The organism is Marinospirillum insulare DSM 21763 (assembly GCF_000686905.1).
Lineage (GTDB): Bacteria > Pseudomonadota > Gammaproteobacteria > Pseudomonadales > Halomonadaceae > Marinospirillum > Marinospirillum insulare.
Window position 1 is genome coordinate 97282 of sequence record NZ_JMLW01000006.1, and the last position, 21960, is coordinate 119241.

The 21960-nt window shown below is 43.6% G+C and carries 19 protein-coding genes; 6 read left to right on the forward strand and 13 right to left on the reverse strand.

Annotation, left to right across the window (positions count from 1 at the left end; all coding sequences use genetic code 11):
• Positions 1-4: 4 nt before the first annotated feature.
• The 7 genes from ybgC to aspS are packed head-to-tail and all read right to left on the reverse strand — an operon-like array spanning position 5 to position 5806.
• On the reverse strand, positions 5-400 hold the full coding sequence (ybgC, locus tag BP27_RS0103595; RefSeq protein WP_027850382.1) for a tol-pal system-associated acyl-CoA thioesterase: 396 nt from the start codon (positions 398-400) through the stop codon (positions 5-7).
• Complete coding sequence (gene ruvB / locus BP27_RS0103600) at positions 397-1398, reverse strand: Holliday junction branch migration DNA helicase RuvB (RefSeq protein ID WP_027850383.1); 1002 nt, start codon at positions 1396-1398, stop codon at positions 397-399. Before ruvB ends, ybgC begins: the two co-directional genes overlap by 4 nt.
• Positions 1395-2009: a Holliday junction branch migration protein RuvA gene (gene ruvA / locus BP27_RS0103605; RefSeq protein WP_342665787.1), complete on the reverse strand. Its 615-nt coding sequence runs from the start codon at positions 2007-2009 to the stop codon at positions 1395-1397. Before ruvA ends, ruvB begins: the two co-directional genes overlap by 4 nt.
• Positions 2006-2674 (reverse strand): trimeric intracellular cation channel family protein, encoded by a 669-nt coding sequence (locus BP27_RS0103610; RefSeq protein ID WP_027850385.1) that lies wholly within the window; start codon positions 2672-2674, stop codon positions 2006-2008. The genes ruvA and BP27_RS0103610 overlap by 4 nt, the downstream gene beginning before the upstream one ends.
• Positions 2674-3228, reverse strand: coding sequence for a crossover junction endodeoxyribonuclease RuvC (gene ruvC, locus BP27_RS0103615; protein ID WP_027850386.1), 555 nt, complete (start codon positions 3226-3228; stop codon positions 2674-2676). Before ruvC ends, BP27_RS0103610 begins: the two co-directional genes overlap by 1 nt.
• 1 nt (position 3229) lies before the next feature.
• Positions 3230-3979 (reverse strand): YebC/PmpR family DNA-binding transcriptional regulator, encoded by a 750-nt coding sequence (locus tag BP27_RS0103620; protein ID WP_027850387.1) that lies wholly within the window; start codon positions 3977-3979, stop codon positions 3230-3232.
• A 54-nt stretch (positions 3980-4033) separates the two neighbouring features.
• Complete coding sequence (gene aspS, locus BP27_RS0103625; RefSeq protein ID WP_027850388.1) at positions 4034-5806, reverse strand: aspartate--tRNA ligase; 1773 nt, start codon at positions 5804-5806, stop codon at positions 4034-4036.
• 121 nt (positions 5807-5927) lie between these two features.
• On the opposite strand from aspS, the gene BP27_RS15090 reads away from it, so the two are divergent.
• A complete protein-coding gene (locus BP27_RS15090; protein ID WP_051610240.1) occupies positions 5928-6377 on the forward strand; it encodes an HIT family protein in 450 nt (149 codons plus the stop codon).
• A gap of 12 nt (positions 6378-6389) precedes the next feature.
• Here the strand turns inward: BP27_RS15090 and BP27_RS0103635 are convergent, their stop codons facing one another.
• A complete protein-coding gene (locus BP27_RS0103635; protein WP_027850389.1) occupies positions 6390-7319 on the reverse strand; it encodes a LysR substrate-binding domain-containing protein in 930 nt (309 codons plus the stop codon).
• Between the two features lie 231 nt (positions 7320-7550).
• Between BP27_RS0103635 and BP27_RS15095 the strand changes: the two genes are divergently transcribed.
• Positions 7551-8858 (forward strand): peptidoglycan DD-metalloendopeptidase family protein, encoded by a 1308-nt coding sequence (locus BP27_RS15095; protein WP_051610242.1) that lies wholly within the window; start codon positions 7551-7553, stop codon positions 8856-8858.
• 130 nt (positions 8859-8988) lie between these two features.
• Positions 8989-10704, forward strand: a complete 1716-nt coding sequence (locus tag BP27_RS0103645) for a proline--tRNA ligase (RefSeq protein ID WP_027850390.1) — start codon at positions 8989-8991, stop codon at positions 10702-10704.
• Between the two features lie 23 nt (positions 10705-10727).
• Here the strand turns inward: BP27_RS0103645 and BP27_RS0103650 are convergent, their stop codons facing one another.
• Positions 10728-11138 (reverse strand): hypothetical protein, encoded by a 411-nt coding sequence (locus BP27_RS0103650; RefSeq protein WP_027850391.1) that lies wholly within the window; start codon positions 11136-11138, stop codon positions 10728-10730.
• Between the two features lie 190 nt (positions 11139-11328).
• Here BP27_RS0103650 and BP27_RS0103655 point away from each other — a divergent pair, with 190 nt between their 5' ends.
• Positions 11329-13197, forward strand: coding sequence for a diguanylate cyclase (locus tag BP27_RS0103655; protein ID WP_051610244.1), 1869 nt, complete (start codon positions 11329-11331; stop codon positions 13195-13197).
• Here BP27_RS0103655 and BP27_RS15100 read toward each other — a convergent pair.
• From BP27_RS15100 to msrAB, 4 genes are all read right to left on the reverse strand, one after another.
• Positions 13194-14978, reverse strand: coding sequence for a protein kinase domain-containing protein (locus BP27_RS15100; protein WP_051610246.1), 1785 nt, complete (start codon positions 14976-14978; stop codon positions 13194-13196). The two genes, BP27_RS0103655 and BP27_RS15100, sit on opposite strands and share 4 nt — an antisense overlap.
• Before the next feature lie 4 nt (positions 14979-14982).
• Positions 14983-16713 carry a thiamine pyrophosphate-binding protein gene (locus tag BP27_RS0103665; protein WP_027850393.1) on the reverse strand — a complete coding sequence of 577 codons (1731 nt, stop codon included), beginning with the start codon at positions 16711-16713 and terminating at the stop codon, positions 14983-14985.
• Between the two features lie 18 nt (positions 16714-16731).
• Positions 16732-18339: an FAD-binding dehydrogenase gene (locus BP27_RS0103670; protein WP_027850394.1), complete on the reverse strand. Its 1608-nt coding sequence runs from the start codon at positions 18337-18339 to the stop codon at positions 16732-16734.
• A gap of 68 nt (positions 18340-18407) precedes the next feature.
• The gene (gene msrAB, locus BP27_RS15105; protein WP_036239286.1) at positions 18408-19994 is read right to left on the reverse strand and encodes a bifunctional peptide-methionine (S)-S-oxide reductase MsrA/peptide-methionine (R)-S-oxide reductase MsrB; all 1587 of its coding nucleotides are present in this window, start codon (positions 19992-19994) and stop codon (positions 18408-18410) included.
• Positions 19995-20144: 150 nt separating this feature from the next.
• Here msrAB and BP27_RS15110 point away from each other — a divergent pair, with 150 nt between their 5' ends.
• Entirely contained in the window at positions 20145-21473 is a 1329-nt protein-coding gene (locus tag BP27_RS15110) for an MATE family efflux transporter (RefSeq protein ID WP_245597807.1), read from the forward strand.
• Between the two features lie 262 nt (positions 21474-21735).
• The coding region (locus BP27_RS16925; protein WP_027850395.1) for a helix-turn-helix domain-containing protein at positions 21736-21960 on the forward strand (225 nt) is incomplete at its 3' end.

A 21960-nucleotide genomic window follows, 5' to 3' on the forward strand; every position in this document is an offset into this window, starting at 1 on the left:
GCTGCTAATTATCTAGCTGTGGCAATTGATGTAACAGCGTCTCAGGCAGGCGACAGGGTCGCAAACTTTCACGGTCGACACAAGCAACTTCTATGCTTCCAGAACATAAAGTAGCCGCATTACGAGTTATTTGTTGCTGAAAGAAAAGTCTGGCACCTCGGTAGCTCTCTAAGTTTAAAGAGACTTCTAGCTGGTCATCAAGCAAAGCAGGCTGTTGGTAACTTAGCTTTACATCCCTCACCACAAAAAGAACTGGCAGGTTAGTTTGGTTAAAACCTAAAGTTCTTAGCCACTCAGTACGCGCCCTTTCCATAAACTTTAGGTAATTCACATAATAAACAATGCCACCGGCATCGGTATCTTCGTAATAAACCCGCACGGGTAAACTAAAATTATTCATGGCTGCTTTAAACCAAAGTGCTGCCAAGCTAGGTCTGTTACTTGCCTACCCCGAGCTGTACGCATCATAAAACCTTGTTGAATTAAGTAGGGTTCTAACACTTCTTCTATTGTGTCGCGCGCTTCTGAAATTGCAGCAGAAAGACTATCCACCCCCACTGGACCACCAGCAAACTTTTCCATCATAGCTAAAAGCATGCGCCTGTCCATAGAGTCGAGTCCGTGAGTGTCTACATTCAATAAGTTAAGTGCCAGGTCTGCGATTTCTTTGTTAATGCAACCATTAGATTTCACTTCTGCAAAATCCCTTACACGGCGTAATAAGCGGTTGGCAATGCGCGGTGTGCCTCGAGAGCGTCGAGCAATTTCTTCTGCGCCACCTTCTTCTACTGTTAAGCCTAGAAGCTTGGCTGAACGGGTAACTATATAAGTAAGGTCTTCTACTGAATAAAACTCTAAACGCTGCACTATGCCAAAGCGATCCCTTAAAGGCGCGGTTAGCATTCCTGCTCGGGTAGTTGCACCCACAAGGGTGAAAGGAGGTAAGTCGAGTTTAATAGAACGGGCAGCTGGCCCTTCACCAATCATTATATCTAGTTGGTAATCTTCCATAGCTGGGTAGAGCACTTCCTCTACTACAGGGCTTAACCGATGAATTTCATCAATGAATAGCACATCACCTTCACTCAGATTAGTAAGCATGGCTGCTAAATCGCCAGCCTTTTCCATCACTGGTCCGGAGGTGCTTTTGATTGATACATCCATTTCGCTAGCAATGATATTGGCTAGGGTGGTTTTACCTAGGCCGGGGGGACCAAAAATAAGCGTATGATCTAAGGCTTCTTTACGACCTCTGGCTGCCTCAATAAAAATCTCCATCTGCTCACAGACTTGCGGCTGACCACGATAGTCTGCCAAAGTTTTAGGGCGTATGGCATGATCTTGACTGTAATCTTGGGGCTGTTCAGTAGCAGCTATCAGGCGGTCATCTTCTATCACTTGGCCATACCTTTAAGGGCAGCACGAATTAAATCTTGAGTATCCATGCCTTCACTGGCTATGGCTGCAATGGCTTTACTGGCTTCGGTTAGCTTATAACCTAAAGCAACTAGCGCAGACTCAGCTTCTGCTCGTGGATTAACAGCGGGTAACTCGGCCTCTACACCAGCTTCTAATTCTAACTTTGCCATTTGTTGTGGCTGCCAAGCTTTCAAACGGTCTCTTAAATCAATCAGTAAGCGTTCAGCTGTTTTTTTTCCTATGCCTGGAATACGGGTTAAGGCTTGCAAGTCTTCATTTTGAATTGCTTGCAATAAACTGGTGCTTTCCATAGCCGACATAATTGCAATACCAACTTTAGGGCCGATTCCGGTCACTTTAATCAGTTCACGAAATAGCTGCCGGTCTTCTAGGCGGGCAAAGCCATATAAAAGATTGGCATCTTCTCGAATAACTTGGTGTATCCACAAAACCAGCGTTTCATCTAAAGCTGGCAAAACAGCAAATACCGACAGAGGCAGAGTTACTTCATAACCTACGCCTTGAATATCCAAAATAATCCAAGAGGGTTGTTTTTCAACCAACTTGCCTTCTAATCGCCCGATCATCATGAATTGTCTTTTTCCTCTGAATGCTGAGTGTCCTCAATCGACAAAAACACGGGTAGGTGTAAATGCCAATGAATAGCCGCTAGACGCATACTTAAAACGACCGACATGGCCATTAAGGTATTAAAGGTTTCCCAACTAGCGGGTAAAAACCAATTAAGATTGACATAAACAATGGCGCCAGCCATCACCGCTGTGGCATAGATTTCTTTTTCAAAAATCATCGGTTTAACTGCGGTTAGTACATCACGCAAAATGCCACCAAATACGCCTGTCATAACCCCAGTCACTACAGATATTAAGGGTGAATGACCTAGTGAAATAGCTACTTTAGCACCGATCACTGTAAAAACAGCCAACCCAATTGCATCTGCTACTTGCACTGCATAGTGTGGAAAACGAATTTTTCTAGCCAGAGCAAAAACAATTAACGAAGTGAAAATGGTTAGCCAGATATACATATTGTTTTGTACCCAAAACACCGGCAAACGACCTAGAATTAAATCACGTAAAGTTCCACCACCTATAGCTGTTACTGTTCCAACAATGATCACACCAAATAAATCTAGGCGGCGTTCAGCTGCTGCTAATACGCCAGCCAAAGCAAAAACTACCGTACCAAAAAGGTCTAGGGAGAATATAAATAGGGGAAGATCAAAATCTATCATCAAGTGCGCCGCACCAAGGTTTTAGGATCGAAATTACGCCAACTACTGCCACGTTTAGCAGCTAGCTGACCCGATAATGCCAATAAGCCGCTAGAAGTATAAGCATGGCACATGGCTATAGCCAAAGCATCGGCAGCGTCTTCTTGGGGGGTGGCAGAAAGCTTTAGAAGGGATTTAACCATGTGTTGAACTTGAGTTTTGTCTGCCGCACCTGTTCCGGTAACGGCCAACTTAACTTCTTTAGCTGAATACTCGCTCATTTCTAAGCCATGATTAGCTACACAAACAACGGCAGACCCTCTTGCCTGCCCTAACTTAAGTGCTGAATCTGCATTTTTAGCCATAAATACTCTTTCTATGGCTACCTGCTCTGGTTGATAGCGAGCAATAATTTCTGCAAGACTGGCATAAATCTGTGCCAATTTTTGAGGTAAGTCCTCGGCCTTGACCCTAATACAACCACTAGCTAGGTAACTAAAGTGACTACCCGATGTATTTATAAGCCCGTAGCCAGTAATGCGCGAACCAGGATCAATGCCGAGAATAAGGGCCATATCAGCCCAGTTTTTCCATAACTTCTGCAGAAAAATCGACGTTAGAATAAACTTCTTGTACATCGTCTAAGTCTTCTAACATATCAACCATCTTGATAATTTTTTCTGCCAGCTCTAAGTCAGTAACATCAGCGTTGACATCTGGCAGCATAGCTACCGACGCTTGCTCTGCTTCAAAACCAGCCGCAACCAAGGCTTCTTTTACTTCTAAGAAGTTTTGCTGTTCGGTAAAAACTTCGTAGCTGCCATCATCTTGAGTGACAACATCCTCAGCACCTGCTTCTAAGGCTGCTTCCATTAGCTGGTCTTCGTCAGTCTCTGCTGAAAAAACCAAATAACCGCGCTTTTGGAATAAGTAGGCCACTGAACCCGAGGTACCTAGGTTGCCATCATTTCGAGTGAAAGCATGACGCACTTCACCTACAGTACGGTTACGGTTATCGGTTAAACATTCAACCAACACAGCAACACCACCTGGACCATAGCCTTCATAGACAACTTCTTCCATGTTGTCGGCTTCGTTGGTGCCTGCACCGCGTGCTACAGCACGATCAATGGTGTCGCGAGTCATGTTATTTGATAAAGCTTTATCAACAGCTGCGCGTAATCTTGGGTTGTCAGCAACCTCTGGGCCACCTTCTTTAGCAGCCACAGTGAGTTCACGAATTAATTTAGTAAATACTTTACCGCGCTTAGCATCTTGTGCTGCTTTACGGTGTTTGATATTCGCCCATTTACTATGACCTGCCATTTTAACTCCTTAAATTACTAGCCGATGTCTTTGGCTACGCAATTTCAAAATATACTATTCTTCAGTTTGAGCTTTTGCACGCAAACGTAGATTAAGTTCTTTTAATTGCTCTTGGCTTACATCACCCGGTGCGTCAGTCATAACACAAGCAGCAGACTGAGTTTTTGGGAAGGCAATCACTTCACGAATGGATTTAGCACCGGTCATTAGCATCATTAAACGATCTAATCCAAAGGCTAAGCCGCCATGCGGTGGCGCACCAAATTTTAATGCATCTAATAAGAAACCAAATTTCTCTTGCTGTTCTTCGGCACTAATACCTAGCACACGGAAAACAGCTTGCTGCATGGCTTGGTTGTGAATACGGATTGAGCCACCACCTAATTCTGTACCGTTAAGCACCATATCATAAGCGCGTGATAGCTGACCTGCAGGCTTAGCTTCTAGCTCTTCTGCTGTGCACTTAGGTGCAGTAAAAGGGTGATGAAGCGCACTTAGGCTGCCATCGCTGTTTTCTTCAAACATAGGGAAGTCAACCACCCAAAGTGGTGCCCAATCAGTCGTGTAAAGGTTTAGGTCTTCACCTAATTTACAGCGCAATGCGCCTAAAGCTTCATTAACAATTTTGGTTTTGTCTGCACCAAAGAAAACAATATCACCATCTTCTGCACCCACACGGTCTAATAGCTGCTCAACCACGCCTTCCATAAACTTAACAATGGGTGACTGCAAACCTTCTAAGCCATCGGCGCGCTTGTTCACTTTAATCCAAGCCAAACCACGTGCGCCGTAGATACTCACGTATTTAGTGTAGTCATCAATTTGCTTGCGTGATAGCTCAGCACCGCCTTTAACTTTAAGTGCGGCAACGCGTCCTTTAGGATCAGTCGCAGGGCCGGAGAAAACTTTAAAATCAACGCCTGCCATTAGATCACTAACATCAACCAGCTCTAAAGGAATACGTAAGTCTGGCTTATCAGAGCCGTAACGCTCCATGGCTTCGGCATAAGGCATGTGCGGGAAGTCACCTAGCTCAACATCTAACGACCCCTTAAAAATTTTGCGAATCATGCCTTCAGCTGCACCCATAATGTCTGCTTCTTCTATAAAAGAAGCTTCAATATCTATTTGGGTAAATTCTGGCTGGCGATCCGCACGTAAATCTTCGTCACGGAAGCATTTAGCAATTTGGTAGTAGCGATCAAAGCCCGCCACCATCAATAGCTGCTTGAATAGCTGTGGCGACTGAGGCAGAGCAAAGAACTGGCCTTCATGTGTACGGCTAGGTACTAGGTAATCACGCGCACCTTCAGGCGTGGCACGGGTAAGAATAGGAGTCTCTATATCTAAAAAGCCCTGCTCTTCTAAAAAGTTACGAATTTGATGGGTAACCCGTGAGCGAAAACGTAGCTTTTCAGCCATCTCTGTACGGCGCAAATCAACATAGCGGTATTTTAGACGAACCTCCTCACCCACTTTACCGTGTTCATCCAGCATAAAAGGAGGTGTTTCAGAAGTGTTTAAAACCTCAACATCGCTAGCAACCACTTCTATTTCACCTGTGGCCATATTGGGGTTTACTGTTCCTTCTGGGCGATGATTTACTTTGCCCTTTACCTTTAAAACGTATTCGTTGCGTGAACGATCTGCGCTAGCAAAGGCTGCTTCGGTATCTGGGTTTACAACCACCTGAGCAATACCGTTACGGTCTCTTAAATCAAGAAAAATAACGCCACCGTGGTCACGACGACGATGAACCCAGCCGCATAAAACGACTTCTTGATCTAGGTGACTTGTATTTAAGTCGCCACAGTAATGGCTGCGCATAAGTAGTTCCCGTTAATAAATGTGTTAAAAAATAAAAAAATGAAATTTGCGAGGCCGTATTATAGCCTAGACTGATGACCTTACGCCAAATTATGAATAAACCTACTAGAGAGTGCCCAATATGACTTTTGAATTACACTCCCAGCTAGCTAAAGACAGCTTTCACTTAGCTGACCTTAAACTTTGCCAGCTACGTTTAATTAATGACCAGCGTTTTTACTGGCTGCTCTTAGTGCCTAAGGTGGCTAACGCTAAGGAACTAACCGACTTAACCCCAACCGACCACCAACAGCTTTGGCAAGAAGTTTATTCTTTAAGCCAAGTAATAAAGCCTTTAAAACAAGCAGTTAAGCTGAACATTGCCACTTTAGGCAACCTAGTGCCGCAATTGCATTTACACTTAATTGCTCGCTTTACTGAAGATGCTGCTTGGCCTAATCCTGTCTGGGGTTTGGGCACTGCTGAGCCTTATAATCTTGCGACTGTAAAAGCAATTGCTAAGGAGTTACGCTCGGCCTGTACCGCTAACAACTTTCAACCGCCTATTAACTGGCAAACTTTGGCAGATTAACTCAGCGCAACTTCAAACCTTCACTTCAACCTGAGCGGCATCACTCACTAACCTTTGCCATAGCCGCTCTACTGAGGGTTTATGAACCAGAGTGCAGCGGTAAAGGCGAATTTCTAAAGGAATAACCCAGCGCTCACCACCACAAACCACTAATTTATTTTCTTCCAACTCCCGCTCAATACTTAGTTTAGGTATCCAGGCCACTCCCTGCCCTTCTAAAGCCATGCCTTTTAAACCTTCTGCCATGGCTGTTTCGTAAGTTGTTCTCAGGCGCAAACTAACGGGTTTTTGTCTGAGTAGAATTTGTAACGATCTTTCTAAAAAAGCGCCTTGAGTGTAGGTAAGAAGCGGAATTTCTTGCTCTGCTGACGTATCTAAAAAATAAAGCGGCTGCCCTTGCTCATCCGTTGCACACACAGGCAACATTTCTGTAGCACCCATGCGTAAAGATGGAAAGTGTTGGTTATCTAGCTGCAAACTGCCTAAAGGGTCGTGGTAGGCCAGCATTAAATCGCAACGCCCTTCGCGTAGTGCGTGAGTAGCTTCACCTACATTCATTGCCGTCATACGGCTATTAATTTCACCAATTACTGCCTGTAAACGCTTTAACCATTGTGGAAAAAAGTTAAAAGCTAAAGAGTGTGCAACTGCAAACTCTAATAGCTGAATGGAAGTAGCGTCTAAGCCACGCAGGTTTTGTAAAGCATCACTCAACTGTTCAACTACATTACGAGCAGTGATTAAAAACAACTGCCCATCAGGGGTTAATTCTAAAGGTGACTTACCTCTTTCAACCAAAGTAACACCCACAACACGCTCTAAAGATTGAATGCGGCGACTAAAGGCAGGTTGAGTGACAAAACGTCGCGCTGCTGCATGAGAGAAGTTACGTGTTGCAGCAAGGGCCAAAAAGTCTTCTAGCCATTTCACTTCAAGGTTCACTTATACTCTATCCTTATAATTCGAGAGTTATTCGTTAGATATACAGCAGCTTTTTAAGCTTAAGCTAGTGCAGATTTTTAGTTATTACCTTACAATTAGTTTTGCTTGTAAAAAGCATTTTGTTATAGCATCACTATTTTAGTGCTTATTTTATTCCATTTAGCACATCGACAACTAAGCCTTAGCTGGCCGGATTTTATACTTGTTACCGGCTCGATACTTGAGAATACAATGCTAGACCGTATTACTGCTCGCCCAAGACACTGGGCTATTTTATTTTTTGGCAGCCTTTTATTAGTCACCAGTTTAGCAATCTATTTAAGCAGCAATAAACAACCCATTGAAGAGTTGCCACCTAACATGAGCGAAGTGCTTGAAGCTTTGGAGGCAACTGACTTTCACAATGCACTTATTCCCCCTTTGTCACCACCCCCAGACTGGGAACAATATACCTTACAAAAGGGTGATCGTTTATCTTTACTTTGGGCCGATAAATGGCACCTACCCTTAGCTACGCTTTACACTCTACTAGATAATAAAGAAGGCAAACGCTACCTAAATAGAGTTCAACCTGGTCAGCATATTGAGTGGTTAGCCAGTAGAGATGGGCAGCTTTTAGCCTTACGCCTATGGCAAAGCCGCGCTGAAGGCAGCGAATGGTTAAGAGAAAGCCAAGGGTTTAGTTTTCGCAACCTTACCTCACAACGTGAAGTTAAGCTGATACGCCTAGAAGGTACTTTGAACGGCATGCTAGTCAATAGCTTGCAAAACATGCCTGAAATTTCTGGTCAAGAAGGCACTATAGCCACCGCCCTAGACCGTCATCTGCCTCTTCGCCGTGATGCGCGTGATGGTGATACTTTTAGTTTACTAATAGAACAAGAGTGGCTGAGTAATGATCCAACACCCTACTCCACACGCCTCATTGCTTTTGACTATACAGGCAAGCGCATGCAAATACGTGCCGCTCGCCATCAAGATGGCCGTTTTTACACCCCAGATGGCGTTAGCTTAATTCCTCCCTTTGACCGAATTCCACTTGCTCAGCGTTATCGAATCAGCTCTCGCTTCAATTTATATCGTCGCCACCCAATTACTGGTCGTGTACAGCCCCATTACGGAACTGACTTTGCAACCCCCACAGGCACACACGTTAGAGCACCCGCAGACGGTCGAGTGGTACGCAGTCAGTGGCACCCCTTTGGTGGTAACTACATCGTTATAGATCACGGACAAGGCTTTAAAACCCGCTATTTGCACTTATTACGCTCACAAGTAAAGCCAGGACAAGATGTCAAACGTGGGCAGCTCATTGGTCAAACTGGCAACACCGGACGTAGCACTGGTCCTCACCTTCATTATGAGTTACACATCAATGGTCGACCTGTAGATTCAATGCGAGCCGAACTGCCTAGTGTTGAAAAGCTAAAAGGCTCTAGTCTAAAAGAGTTTTTGACACAAAGTCAGCAGCTTTTCTCTGGTTTAGATGGCCATATCAGGCTAGAGGACCTTGCTTTATTGCTTCCTGAGCCGAATTAACATAGCTGTTACCCCTAACTGCTTGGCAACAGAGCAGCTAGGGGCAAGTGACACCTAGTCTAAAATGCGGTAAATTCTCTGTTCTCGCCTTCCTTTTTATTTCTAATTTACTTCAAGGTCAGCTGATTCCATGCGTGCTTCACAACTACTCATTGCCACTTTAAAAGAAACCCCAAACGATGCTCAAGTTATTAGCCATCAGCTAATGCTGCGCGCTGGTATGGTTCGCAGCCTTGGTTCTGGTCTTTACACTTGGTTGCCCTTGGGTTTAAGAGTACTTCGCAAAGTCGAGCGTATTGTACGGGAAGAAATGGATAAAGCAGGCGCACAAGAAGTGCTTATGCCTGCCATTCAGCCAGCAGAATTGTGGCAAGAGTCTGGCCGCTGGGAAAAATATGGCAAAGAACTATTACGCTTAAGTGACCGCCATAGCCGTGAGTTTTGTGTTGGTCCTACGCATGAAGAAGTCATCACCGATATGGTGCGTAAAGAGTTGCGCTCTTACAAACAGCTACCGGTTAACTTCTACCAAATTCAAACCAAATTCCGTGATGAAATTCGTCCACGCTTTGGTGTCATGCGCTCGCGTGAATTTATTATGAAAGATGCCTACTCTTTTCATTTAACCCAAGAATCGCTACAGCAAACCTACGATGTTATGCACCAAACCTATACCAAAATATTTAATCGTATTGGGCTTAAATTCCGTTCGGTGATTGCAGATAACGGCTCGATTGGTGGCAGTGGTTCGCATGAATTTCATGTTTTAGCTGACTCTGGTGAAGATGATATTGTTTTTTCTGATACCTCAGACTATGCAGCCAATATCGAAAAGGCAGTGGCACTCATTAGCGATACCAAACACCCAGCAGCTACCCAAGAACTAGCCTTAGTTGACACCCCTGAAGTAAAAACCATTGCCCAATTAGTTGAGCAGTTTGACCTACCCATAGAAAAGACCATTAAAACCCTGGTAGTGAAAGCTACCGAAGAAGAAGGTTTAATTGCACTCCTTGTGCGTGGCGACCATGAGCTCAATGAAATTAAAGCCGCTAATCTACCTCAAGTAGCTAGCCCGTTAGAAATGGCCAGTGATGCAGAAATTATCGCAGCGGTAGGTGCTGCACCTGGTTCTTTAGGTCCAATTAAACTCGCTATCCCCTGCATTATAGATCACTCAGTTGCTCAACTAAGTGATTTTGCTGCTGGTGCCAACCAGGATAATAAACACTATTTTGGTATTAATTGGGAAAGAGATTTACCTCTGCCAGAAATTGCTGACTTACGTAAAGTGGTCGAAGGTGACCCTAGCCCAGACGGTAAAGGCAGCTTACAAATTAAACGCGGCATAGAGGTAGGGCATATCTTCCAGCTAGGTGATCAATATTCAGAAGCCATGAACGCCACAGTTTTGGATGAAAATGGCAAAGCTGCCACTATGCTTATGGGTTGTTATGGTATAGGGGTAACTCGCGTAGTAGCTTCTGCAATAGAGCAAAACCACGATTCAGCGGGTATTATTTGGCCCACCAGCATTGCCCCTTTTGAAGTGGCGCTAGTACCCATGAATGCACATAAATCTGAACTAGTAAAAACAACCAGTGAGCAGCTTTATAAAGACTTACAAGCGGCTGGCATAGATGTGCTTCTTGATGATCGTGAAGGTCGACCTGGCTTTAAGTTTGCTGACCTAGAACTGATTGGTATTCCTCACCGTATAGTTATAGGTGAACGCAGCTTAAAAGAAGGTGAGCTAGAGTACAAAGGTCGTCGTGATACTGATGCAACCAATATAAAAGTAGATGAACTGCTTGGTTTTTTACAAGAAAAAATAGCTGCTAGCTAAAGTCTATAAAACGCTGGGGTGAATCACCCTAGCGTTTTATACTTCATTAAATAATGAATACTGCCTGCCAAAGCCATTAAAAAAACTAAAACTAAGTTAACTCGCCAAGAGTCAGTTTTACGCCGCCTCCTGAACGAGTTAAGTAGGAGTCCTGAGCAGGCTAACAACATCACTGACAACATTAAGAAAAAAGCAGAACGGTATAAGTCTAAGTCCCAACCTTGTTGGGTTGATAAGTTCATCCAACGATCAAAAAAGGTTTCTGGATCTGGTTTAGCTTTTTCAACCAGGATAATAATGACCAGCATCAAAACCCAAGTAATTAAACTTAACCCTCGAATTGCCTTAATAAGTAAGTCTGGGCCTTTACGCTTTTCTGGGATTTTTTCATTCCGCTGGTCCGCTTCAGCTGCCAGCTTTCGCCAGTCTTCCATACTAACTTCCTCGCTAATCTGTTTAAAGTTAAGCATAATCTAGTTACTGGTTAAATAATATGGCCAGTAACTATTTACTAAAACCTTGTCCTAGGACAACACCTTACTAACGAATATTGTTACAAAATAAGTACTTAAAGTTTCCTGCACTAGTTTAAAAATAAAAATAGTTCTCTAAGGAAAGCGACTTATGATGTTAAAGCTTCAAACCAAAACCCTGCTTGCTCTTGCCTCGGTTATGCTAGTGCTTATCTTAGTGATAACGCTCGCAAGCCTAGCTTCTTTCCGTGACTTCTCAATTCGTGCCGCAACCGAACAAACACGCACAGCCGCAGAAATGATTCGTGTTGCTTTAACTGAATCCATGTTAAATGGCACTATTCATGAACGAGACTCCTTACTGAATAGAATTGCACAAATAGATGGACTAGATGAAGCCAGAGTTATTCGAGGACCATTGGTACAGCAGCAGTTTGGTGACGGCCTAACCATTGAAGGAACAACCGACACAACCGACTACCAAGTATTAAATACTGGTAAAGCAATTTACACTCTAATGGGCGGCTACCTAAGCGCTGAGTTTCGCGCTACCGTTCCTTATATTGCTAGCAGCCAAGGTGATGTTAACTGTCTCAACTGCCATGCGGTTCCTGAAGGCTCAGTTTTAGGAGCTGTAACCCTCACCGCGTCTGTTAAACACATGCGTACCGCTGCATTATTAACCATAGTGGTACTCGTAGGAGCTACGGCTCTTTTCTCGGTTATCTCTTTATTATTTTTGCGTCGCTTATTACAGCCATTAGTCACTACCGCTAATGAAATAGAGCAAGCAGTACGCCAAGCTAAAACGGGTGACTTTAGTGTGCGTGTAGAGCAACGTAGTAATGATGAAATTGGTGCTATAGCCAGGCACTTTAATAGTTTATCTGAAGGCATCACCACTAAGTTAAGTGAAATTCGCCACAATGTTGCCCATTTAATTCAATCACAGCCTATGGCCAATGGAGACCTTTTAGCAGATACAGCCAACACCGTTTCAGGCTTAGTAAAAGTTTCACAGTTTAAGCAGGCTATTGAAGAAGACGAAACCAGTGAAGAGGTTTATCAGCGAATTTGTGAAGTCATTCAGCATGAGTTTAACTTTACTAGCAACTCTATTTATGAAGTAGATGAAACCAAAAAACAGCTAAATGTCATTAGTGTTAACAATATAGCTCAAGCCCCCTTAGAGTGGTGCAATAGAGATATTACAGAAAAGTGCACTGCTTGCCGTGCAGTACGCACTGGTCACTGTATTAATGGAACTGAAAACACTCTCATTTGCCGCTCTTTTTCTAACGAAGCTCGCCAGAATGGAAAATTCTACCTCTGCTTACCCGTTATTCAGTCAGGTGGTGTAGGTAGTGTAATTCAGTTAGTTTTAGAGGCTAAAGATTTAAAACGAGCCATGGATGCCAAGCCTTTAATTGAGTCTTACCTGCGTGAAGCTGCGCCTGTTTTACAAGCTAAAAGTTTAATGGCTAGCTTAAGGGAGTCCACCTTAAACGATGCTATGACAGGGCTGCGTAATCGCCGCTTCCTTGAGGAATACTCAGACACACTGGTCAATCAGTGTAAGCGTCGCGGAACGTCCATGACACTTATTATGATGGACTTAGACTATTTCAAAAAAGTTAACGACACTTACGGGCATGATGTGGGTGATAGTATACTGATTGATCTAGCCAATATCCTTAAAGCGCATGTGCGTGAATCTGACTTAGTGATTCGTTACGGTGGTGAAGAGTTTTTAATTATCTTGCCCGATACTAATAGCGAAGATGGCTTCTTAGTCGCTGAAAAAATTCGTAAAGCAGTTGAAGAGCACCAGTTTCAGGCAGGCAGTGTGCTAATCAACAAAACCATTTCTGCAGGTGTGGCTGATTACCCTAGTGATGGTCAAGCTTTTTGGCAGGTACTTAAGTATGCCGATGTTTCTTTATACGCAGCTAAAGATGCTGGAAGAAATCAAGTGGTACGCTTTACACCCGAGCTATGGATTTCTGAAGAAAAGTATTAAAACCGTCCAAAAGTACGGGTATTTTTATAAGGCAGCTTCATATAGCCAGCTACACCTAGGTTGTCTATTTGTGGAATAGCTGCCTTGATAGCTGCTAAGCAGGCCACAAACTCCTTTTCTTGATTTGGGTCTAAAAGCACATAGTAACTATGTACTTTTAGATGGGTTGGCAAAGCTTCAAATATAATTAATCCCGTATGTCTTAACTGATTCATTCTTGCTATGGCACTAAGGATCGCTTCGGGTAAACGCAACAGCTCGTCCGGGTCTTCACCATCTTCAAAATAAGAATGGCTATAGCTTTGATCATCCGTTGCTGGAGTAGGTAAAACTTCATAAGGCAAGTGCCAGTCTTTGGGTGGCAAAAAAGGTTGGTTTTCGTTGTTTCTTTCTAGGTGGCGTGTTGCCCTAGCATCGAACATGCAGGCTTTAAATACACCTTCTTGACGATCAATACTTCGAGCTAAAGTAACTAGATTATTGACTGAATCTATAAACGATTTTCTTAAAGCTGGATCATGCAGTTTAAGGCTAGAGTCGACCAAAAGCTGTTGGTCTTTCCACTGAAGAGATAAACCACCTAATAAAGGATAGCGACCTAAACGGCTGACTGCCGCTAAAAAAGCTTTTTCGGTTGGCCCCATACCCTGCAAAAAGTTTTTATAGTATTTTTCTAGCTCGATATCTTTGATACCCACCAGTAAGCTAGGGTCTGGCTGTTCAGCTCTTAAGAAACTACGCCGAGAGCTATATACCACCGTTTCCAAATCTTCCTTTTGCTCAGTTACCCACACAGGTAAATTTGCAGTGACTCTAGATTCGAGAGTATCTTCCAGAACCCAGCGTTTTAAATGGTGGGCTTGTGCTAGCATTTTATCACCTGCGGCAGCACAGGTTGCTTCGTCACCAGTTAGCATCTCTTGTAAATTAGTAGCAATGACAGGCGGTAAATCTAAGCTGGTGGCGGGAATGGCTTGAATGCCATGACGGCAAGATTGTGCTGAGGCTAAGGCATAAAGGGTTCCTGCTAAACCCTGCTCATCAAAACGTGGTGAACTTAAACCACCATTAAGCTGCTCATCACCTATAAAAAACACATCACCTAAACGAGCATTGGTTTGAGTGCTAGCTGCAAAACCTAGCATACTGGCATTAACAGGTTGGCCTAGTGCGTCTAGCTGAGCAAATACACTCGAACCCCAGTCAACCAGTTGAATGGTTTCACTTTTAGGGTCAAAAACTATATTAGATGGCTTAATATCACCATGAACTAATGGGGCTTCTTCACCTCGTGCATTTTTGTAGCTACGCATAGCATTTAGAACTTCAACCAGTTGCCAAGCGATACGAACTATCAGTCTGGCTGGTAAACGACCCACCTGTAAAGAATAAGCCTCTAAGTCAATTCCCTTGGCTCTTTCCATCACCAAAACTGACTGACGTGCCAGCTTAGTGTACTCATAAAACTTAGGTACATAACGATGCACAATCAGGCTTTGCATCCAAGCTTCTTCTTCTAAACGGTCTTGCACTACTTGAGGCAGGTTAATTCTTGAGAATTTAAAAACTAAATCTTCACCCTGGGGCGAGCGTCCACCAAACACAAAGCCAAAGGCACCCTTGCCCACCAGCTCTATTGCTGTAAAACCCAACTGAGCTAGCTGCTGCTGACAAAGATTTAACCAGTCTCTTACCTTACGCGCATCTTCATGGCTCATTAGGTAAATAGACTGTTCTTCATTAATATAAAACTGTTCTAGCAGCTGAGTTTTATCAGTCATTCTACTAGCCTGTTAGTTTACGTATTAAAGCTCGACTCACTACCCTTATTTTGTCTTGCGGAGCAAAGCGTTTTAAGGTGGCCTTTATTACACCTTGGGTAAAGCGAGTTGGCTTAGAATAATCGACTCTAACATCGACATAAACTGCCTTATTTTGTTTAGCTAGGTCTAACGCTTTTTTAATGGCAGGTTGTATATCCTTGGCTTGGTGTAAAGCAAGGTATTCTGCACCAACAGTGTTAGCTAAAGCTTGAATATCTATCGGCGCTAGCTGAGTGCAGGTTTTACGGTTATAGGGTAAGGCTTGTGCCTGAGCAATTTGTGAAAGCTCGCCATCATTAAAAACAAAAACCACCAAACCCAACTGGTTACTAACCCCCGTCAGCATTTCCATACCGGTCATTAGCAAAGCACCGTCACCCACAATACCCACTACCGGCAAATCTGGGTTAGCTAATTTAGCACCAATAACTGCCGGTACACAGTAACCCATGGCATTAAAATCGGTGGGTGAAATAAATTTTCTAGGCCCGAGTAGGGGAAATAATTCTGCAACCAAGTAAGTATGGTTGCCATCATCAGCCACAACTAAAGCTTCTTCAGGCAGCTCTTTACGCAGTGTCTGTAAAAATTCTGCTGGATTTACCCTGCCATCTTGAGAGTGAGCCTGCCATTCTTGAAGGTAAGCAGCTTTAGCCTGAGCTATAGTTTCGGCATGAGGTAACTTATTAGCCTGAGGCTTTAAGTCTTTCACCGCTTTTAACAAAGCTGGCACTATTAAGCGCGCATCACCTTCTAAAGCAATTTTAGCTGGGTAATTGGCATTAAATACTTGAGGGTTAATATCTAAATGCACTAGGTTTTCTGGTACTTGCATACTAAAACTACCCGTAGGTATTTCAGCAAAACGAGTCGCTATAGCTAATAGTGCATCACAAGCTTCAAAAGCTGTTTGCCCAGCTGGTACGGAATAATCACCAAAACCCATACCTGTATGCAGCGGGTGATTGGCAGGAAAGGCGCTTAAACCTTGCAGGGTGGTAGCTACCGGCGCATTTAGCAATTCAGCCAGTTCTATTAAATCTGCCTGGCAATCTACAGCACCCCAACCAACAAATATTCCAGGCTGCTTAGCAGCAACCAATAGTTCTGCAGCTTGGTTTACTAGGGTTGAATCAAACTGACTAGGTGGCTCTAAGCCAGTAAATTCTGGCATAGCGTTTACTTCACCTAAGAAATTACCAATATTGTAAGGCAGCTCAACAAAAACCGGACCAGGCTCACCACGCATGGCTAACTGGTAAGCTGCGTAGAAGGTGGGAATAACCTCAGCATGTGATTCAATTAAAAAGCTTCCTTTAGTAATGGGTGCCAACAAACTGTGCTGATCCATTTCATGGAGCTGAAAGCTAAAATCACTTTGACTATGAATACCACCAGTAATAATCAGCATGGGGATACCAGCTAAGTAAGCTTCACCTATACCGCTAGCGGCATGCGTTATACCAGCAGCAGGAACAATCAGCAAAGTACCAATAGACTGGCTAGTGCGACTAACAGCATCAGCCATAAAGGCTGCACCACCTTCGTGAGTTACCAATATTGGCTGAATGCTCTTAGAGTTATTTAACTCATCATACAGCTCGGTATTGTGCACACCAGGAATGCCAAAAGTATGCGTCACACCTAACTGTTCTAAAGCAAAACGAGCTAAAGCAGCTCCTGATTTTTTCATTGTTATTATCTCCAAGAGTTAACCTGCATTAATGGCTTGAGCGACACGCCGCCCATTAAAAATACAGTTGGATAAAAAAGTGCCTTCTAAGGAGCGAATACCTGCTATTCCTCCTCCACCAAAACCTGCCGCCTCTCCTGCAGCATATAAACCTATTAAGGGTCGTTCTTGACTATTTAAAACTCGGCCTTGTAGATCGGTCAGCAAGCCACCCATACTTTTGCGGCTAATTAACCTTAAGCGCAAAGCAATTAACGGTAGGTGTTTAGCATCTACAATGGGCTGCAATTTACAGGTACGCAGCCTATCACCACGCCACTGACGTATCTCATTTAAACGCCTAATTTGGTCATCATTGTGCAAAGCTTTAGGGCCTTTTAACATGGCATCGTAGCTAGCTATATCTCTAGTCATGCCCTCTAAATCTATAGGCACCTGGGGTTGTAACTCTTGCATTTTAGCTGCTAGTTCACCCAGGTTTTGCCCACTAACCACATCCACGCACTGGTTCATTAATTCAAGGGTTTGTGCAGAGTTGCCTTTAAGTGCCTGCCAAATCACTTTAAGCAGCTTTTTGTCTCGAAAATTCGGATTAGTGTCACTACCTGAAATGGCTAGCTCTTTATCAGCAATGCGTTTATTCATCACTTGCCAAGTGTACTGCTGAGGTAGGTGTCCAATTTGCTTACACAAATCATGGGTGTCATAACCGGTTATTAGAGGTTCTGGGCCTAAGCGTCGCCCATAGCAATCTAACCAAAGTGCTGATCTAGGTGGAATTAAACTTAAACCCTGATTGGGATAAGCAGGTTTAGGGTGAGCGACACCAGCCGCATAATTCCACATATAATTTAGGTTACGAACTTCACCACCTAACTGCTCGACTTGATCGTGTAAAGCACCATTAGCACTAGGGTGGGCACCGCTAAGCAGGTTTTTAGGAGGAGGACCATAAATAGGGTCCCAATGTTGGCGTACTTTATCTAAATTGCCATTAATACCGCCGCTACAAATCACGGTATGCTCAGCTTGAACAGAAAAACTGCCGTTAGTAGAATTTCCGAAACACCCAGTAACTCGCCCTTGAGTAAAGCTAAAGCCAATCACTTGATGAGAAAAAACAGTGGTTAAAGCTCGGTAGTTGGGGTGTTCGTTAAGTCGCTGCAAAAGAGCTTTAACTAACCCTTGACCACAGCCCCATGCCAAGTGATAACGAGGTACTGAGTTGCCATCACCGTACTTACCTCTTTCTACCCACTGCACTACAGGAAAAAAGCTAATGCCTCGTTTTTTTAACCAGTCATAAACTTGGCTAGAGTTGTACTCAACATAAGCTTTTGCCCAGCGTTTTGCCCAACGGTCTTCAGGCTTAAAAGCTGCTGCTGTTTGCCAGTCTTGCCAAAAAAGCTCGTTAGAGTCAGCTATGCCATTACGTTTTTGCTCTGGCGTATTACTGAACAGCATGCCACCAAACGCTTCTTTAGCTTGTCCACCCCAGTTTTCTTCTAGTCCTGCATCAAGTAATAAAACTTGGTGGCCTTTTTCTATAAGCTCTAGGCTAGTAGTGATGCCAGCTAAGCCAGCACCTATTACCAACACCTTGGTCTGGTAGGTTAAATCAGCCATTGTTTGCTCGCCTTTTTATTTTTATTGGGTCGCTTAGATTAAAACAAATGTTTGATTAACCAGTATAACTAGTTTATTAGCGCTTGCCAGTCTCCATAACCCTGAGCTTGCATTTCGGCTAAAGGAATAAACTTAAGGCTAGCACCGTTAATGCAATAGCGTAATCCACCCCTATCTTTAGGCCCATCAGGAAACACGTGGCCTAGGTGGGAATCAGCCAGCCTACTACGCACTTCAATACGGCGCATGTTATAGCTGGTATCAACTACTTCCACTAAGGCATTTTCTTCTATTGGCTTAACAAAGCTGGGCCAACCACAGCCAGCTTGGTATTTATCTTTAGAGCTAAACAAAGGCTCACCACTGACAATATCCACATACAGACCCGGCTCAAATAGGTCATCGTATTCATGGGTAAAAGCCCTTTCAGTACCATTGTTTTGGGTAACATGAAATTGTTCGGACGTTAACCGCTGCTTCAAGCTTGCAGTATCCGGCTTTTGGAAGTTGTTAGGGTCGAAAGGCTTAGGAGTGTTTTTATCTGTAGATTGATTCGTCAATTGATTGGGTAAGGGAATATCCGCTTTATTTAAATCCACATGGCAATAACCATTCGGGTTTTTAAGCAAATAGTCTTGGTGGTATTCTTCAGCCTCATAAAAACCACTTAACGGCAGGTTTTCTACCAGGATAGGCTGGGTGTATTCTTCTTCTAAACGAGCCAAGGCAGTTGCTACTAGGCGTTGTTCAGCTGGGTCGGTGGTGTAAATACCTGTACGGTATTGAGTGCCACGGTCGTTACCCTGCTTATTTAAACTGGTTGGATCAATAATACGGAAAAAGTAGACTAAAATATCATCAAGGCTTAACTTGTCTGAATTATAAGTTACTTTTACAGTTTCAGCATGGCCTGTATTACGGTAAATAACATCTTCATAACTCGGGTTTTCTGTACGCCCATTGGCATAACCAGAAACCGCATCCACTACGCCATCAATCCGTTCAAAATAGCCTTCGACTCCCCAAAAACAACCTCCGGCTAAATACACACTTTGAGTGTTTATAGGTAAGGCTTGAGCTGGTTGCTTAGGCTGATAAAAAGTGGTTTGCAGCTGCTTTAAATCCGCTTCTGGGTTAGCTATTAAAGCTAAGGCTTGAGCTTTATTAATACTGCCCTTAACGACTCGCTGCAGGTTGCCTTGCGCATCTAACACAGCCCAACTCGGGTAAACCTGTACGCCTAGTTTTTTCACTAGCTCACCGCTTGGGTCTAGCTGCAAGGGTAGGTCAGGGTAATCTAAACCAGCGTACCATTGCTTAAACTCCTCTAAAGAAAGTTCACCCAAGACACCTGGAGAAGCTAAAGTGGTTAGGTTCACTTGAGCAAAGTCAGGGTCGTTTGCCCAGCTTTGGGTTAACTCCAGTTCAGATAAACATAAAGGACACCAACTAGCCCAGAGCTTAACAAGGGTGGGACGGTTGTTATTAAACTGCATGTTTGAACTCCCATTAGTAACAGGTTGCAACTGAGTAAGCTGCTGAAAAAAATTGGGTTTATTGGCTTTAGCTAAAGGGCTCTTGATTAAAATCCAGCTGATTAAAGTAAGAGCAAGCCCGATTAACACTAAACTGGTCCAGCTAAAAGATCGTAACATTTTGATTCGCTTATCAAGTTTTGTTAAATCACCTAGCAGAAGTATGCCATAAATCAGCCACTGCTAGCCTATGCTATGCTTCGACCCATAATTCAGTAGATAATTCTTATTTTCTGCAAACCTACGACAGAATTTATAAGGCAAAATCCTTTGAAGCTACCCATTAAAACTCGTCCACTGTTTCGCCAAGCTTGGCCGATTCTTTTATCTAACTGCAGTATTCCACTGCTAGGTTTGGTGGATACTGCCGTGTTAGGTCACCTACCTGATGGACGCTTTTTAGCTGCAGTGGCTTTAGGTGCGGTGGTTTTTAGCTTCTTATATTGGGGGTTTGGTTTTTTACGCATGGGCACTACCGGCTTAGTGGCTCAAGCCTTTGGTCGCCAAGATTCAGCAGCTATGGGGCGCTTAATCATGCAAGCGCTCTATTTAGCCCTGGCTTTAGGCTTGGCCTTACAGCTACTGAGACCGGTTATCCCTTTAATGCTGAGCTGGTTAGATGGCAGCCCTGAAGCCAGTGAGCTAGCCACGGGTTATGTGGCCATCCGCTTATGGAGTGCGCCAGCGGTTTTAATGCAATACGTGGTGTTAGGCGTGGCTCTAGGTATTGCACGTAGCCAGGTGGTGCTAGTGCTTTTAGTTTTGGCCAATACGATCAATATACTGCTCGACTTAAGCTTTGTATTAGGGTTAGGCATGACCAGCAATGGCGTTGCTTTGGCCAGCCTTATTGCTGAATGGGTGGCTGCTTTGGTGGGGCTTTACTGGTTGGTTAAAACCTGCCGAGAGCTAAAAATTCCTTTGCAACGCCCACCACTTAGCTTTAAAGCCATGCAAACCCTAATTAAAGTGAATGCTGATCTGTTTGTTCGCACTTTAGCCTTGTTGTTTGCTTTAGCCTTTTTTACCCGCCAAGGCGCTACACAAGGTAATACCATCTTGGCTGCCAATGCCGTATTAATGCAGTTAATTATGCTCACTAGCTATATGTTAGACGGTTTTGCACAAGCAGTAGAAGGCCAGTTTGGTGCAGCCTTTGCGCGTAGTAAAAAAGAAGCTTTAGACGTGTTTAATGCCGGAGTTTTATTATCGGTTGCGACAGGTTTTTTACTGACTCTGCTACTTTGGCTGGGTGGCAATCAATTAATTAGGTTACTGACCGACCTAACAGAAGTTAGAGACTTAGCTGCCCTTTACTTACCTTGGCTATGGTTTGTTGTGCCAGCTTCGATTGCTTGTTATTTATTAGATGGGGTGTTTGTGGGTGCTACTTGGACAGCAGCCATGCGTAATAGCCTGCTAGTATCTTTAGCAGGCTATTTATTGGCTTGGTGGTTATTGCAGGGCTTTAACAATCATGGACTATGGGCCGCTTTTTTAATTTTTAATGCCCTGCGTGGCATCAGTCTTGGTTGGGTTTTTTATATAAAAATGAAACAAAATCCCTATGTAGGAAAACTAAGGATCCATAAAAAATAAAGGCATAGCCCATTAACTCTAAACCTTCTTGCACCACAGTTTTTGCTCTTGATGAGTCCTCTTCTAAAATAGCATGCCAAAGTAGGTTACCACTGCCAAAAGTACGGCTTAGCACTAGCAAAATAATTAAACCTATGAGTATTAAAAAATAAGGTTTAGTATCCTGGATTCAACTCTCAAGTGCAACTCATTAAACTAGGATTGGATGGCAAGCTGCTGTAGCATCTTATGCTTTTCAATCGACCAAGAATGAGAAGCAAACATGAGACACTACACACAGCTCACCAGAGAGCAACGATACCAAATATCTGCCCTGCTTGATAACAATTTAACCCAAACTGAGATCGCTAAAACGCTTGGTGTTCACAAATCAACCATTAGTCGAGAGCTTAAACGTAATACAGGCAAACGTGGATATCGGCCTAAACAGGCTCACGAATTTACCGAAGAAAGGATCAAACAACGCTCAAAAAAACGCTTTATTGAG

What these genes read in the sequence shown, in the direction of transcription:
- BP27_RS15090 (WP_051610240.1), top strand. Translation starts at nt 5,928, where the DNA reads ATGACTTTTGAATTACACTCCCAGCTAGCTAAAGACAGCTTTCACTTA.
- ybgC (WP_027850382.1), bottom strand. Translation starts at nt 400, where the DNA reads ATGAATAATTTTAGTTTACCCGTGCGGGTTTATTACGAAGATACCGAT.
- BP27_RS0103655 (WP_051610244.1), top strand. Translation starts at nt 11,329, where the DNA reads ATGATGTTAAAGCTTCAAACCAAAACCCTGCTTGCTCTTGCCTCGGTT.
- ruvC (WP_027850386.1), bottom strand. Translation starts at nt 3,228, where the DNA reads ATGGCCCTTATTCTCGGCATTGATCCTGGTTCGCGCATTACTGGCTAC.
- aspS (WP_027850388.1), bottom strand. Translation starts at nt 5,806, where the DNA reads ATGCGCAGCCATTACTGTGGCGACTTAAATACAAGTCACCTAGATCAA.
- BP27_RS0103665 (WP_027850393.1), bottom strand. Translation starts at nt 16,713, where the DNA reads ATGAAAAAATCAGGAGCTGCTTTAGCTCGTTTTGCTTTAGAACAGTTA.
- msrAB (WP_036239286.1), bottom strand. Translation starts at nt 19,994, where the DNA reads ATGTTACGATCTTTTAGCTGGACCAGTTTAGTGTTAATCGGGCTTGCT.
- BP27_RS0103645 (WP_027850390.1), top strand. Translation starts at nt 8,989, where the DNA reads ATGCGTGCTTCACAACTACTCATTGCCACTTTAAAAGAAACCCCAAAC.
- BP27_RS0103670 (WP_027850394.1), bottom strand. Translation starts at nt 18,339, where the DNA reads ATGGCTGATTTAACCTACCAGACCAAGGTGTTGGTAATAGGTGCTGGC.
- BP27_RS15095 (WP_051610242.1), top strand. Translation starts at nt 7,551, where the DNA reads ATGCTAGACCGTATTACTGCTCGCCCAAGACACTGGGCTATTTTATTT.
- BP27_RS15100 (WP_051610246.1), bottom strand. Translation starts at nt 14,978, where the DNA reads ATGACTGATAAAACTCAGCTGCTAGAACAGTTTTATATTAATGAAGAA.
- BP27_RS0103620 (WP_027850387.1), bottom strand. Translation starts at nt 3,979, where the DNA reads ATGGCAGGTCATAGTAAATGGGCGAATATCAAACACCGTAAAGCAGCA.
- BP27_RS0103650 (WP_027850391.1), bottom strand. Translation starts at nt 11,138, where the DNA reads ATGGAAGACTGGCGAAAGCTGGCAGCTGAAGCGGACCAGCGGAATGAA.
- BP27_RS0103610 (WP_027850385.1), bottom strand. Translation starts at nt 2,674, where the DNA reads ATGATAGATTTTGATCTTCCCCTATTTATATTCTCCCTAGACCTTTTT.
- ruvA (WP_342665787.1), bottom strand. Translation starts at nt 2,009, where the DNA reads ATGATGATCGGGCGATTAGAAGGCAAGTTGGTTGAAAAACAACCCTCT.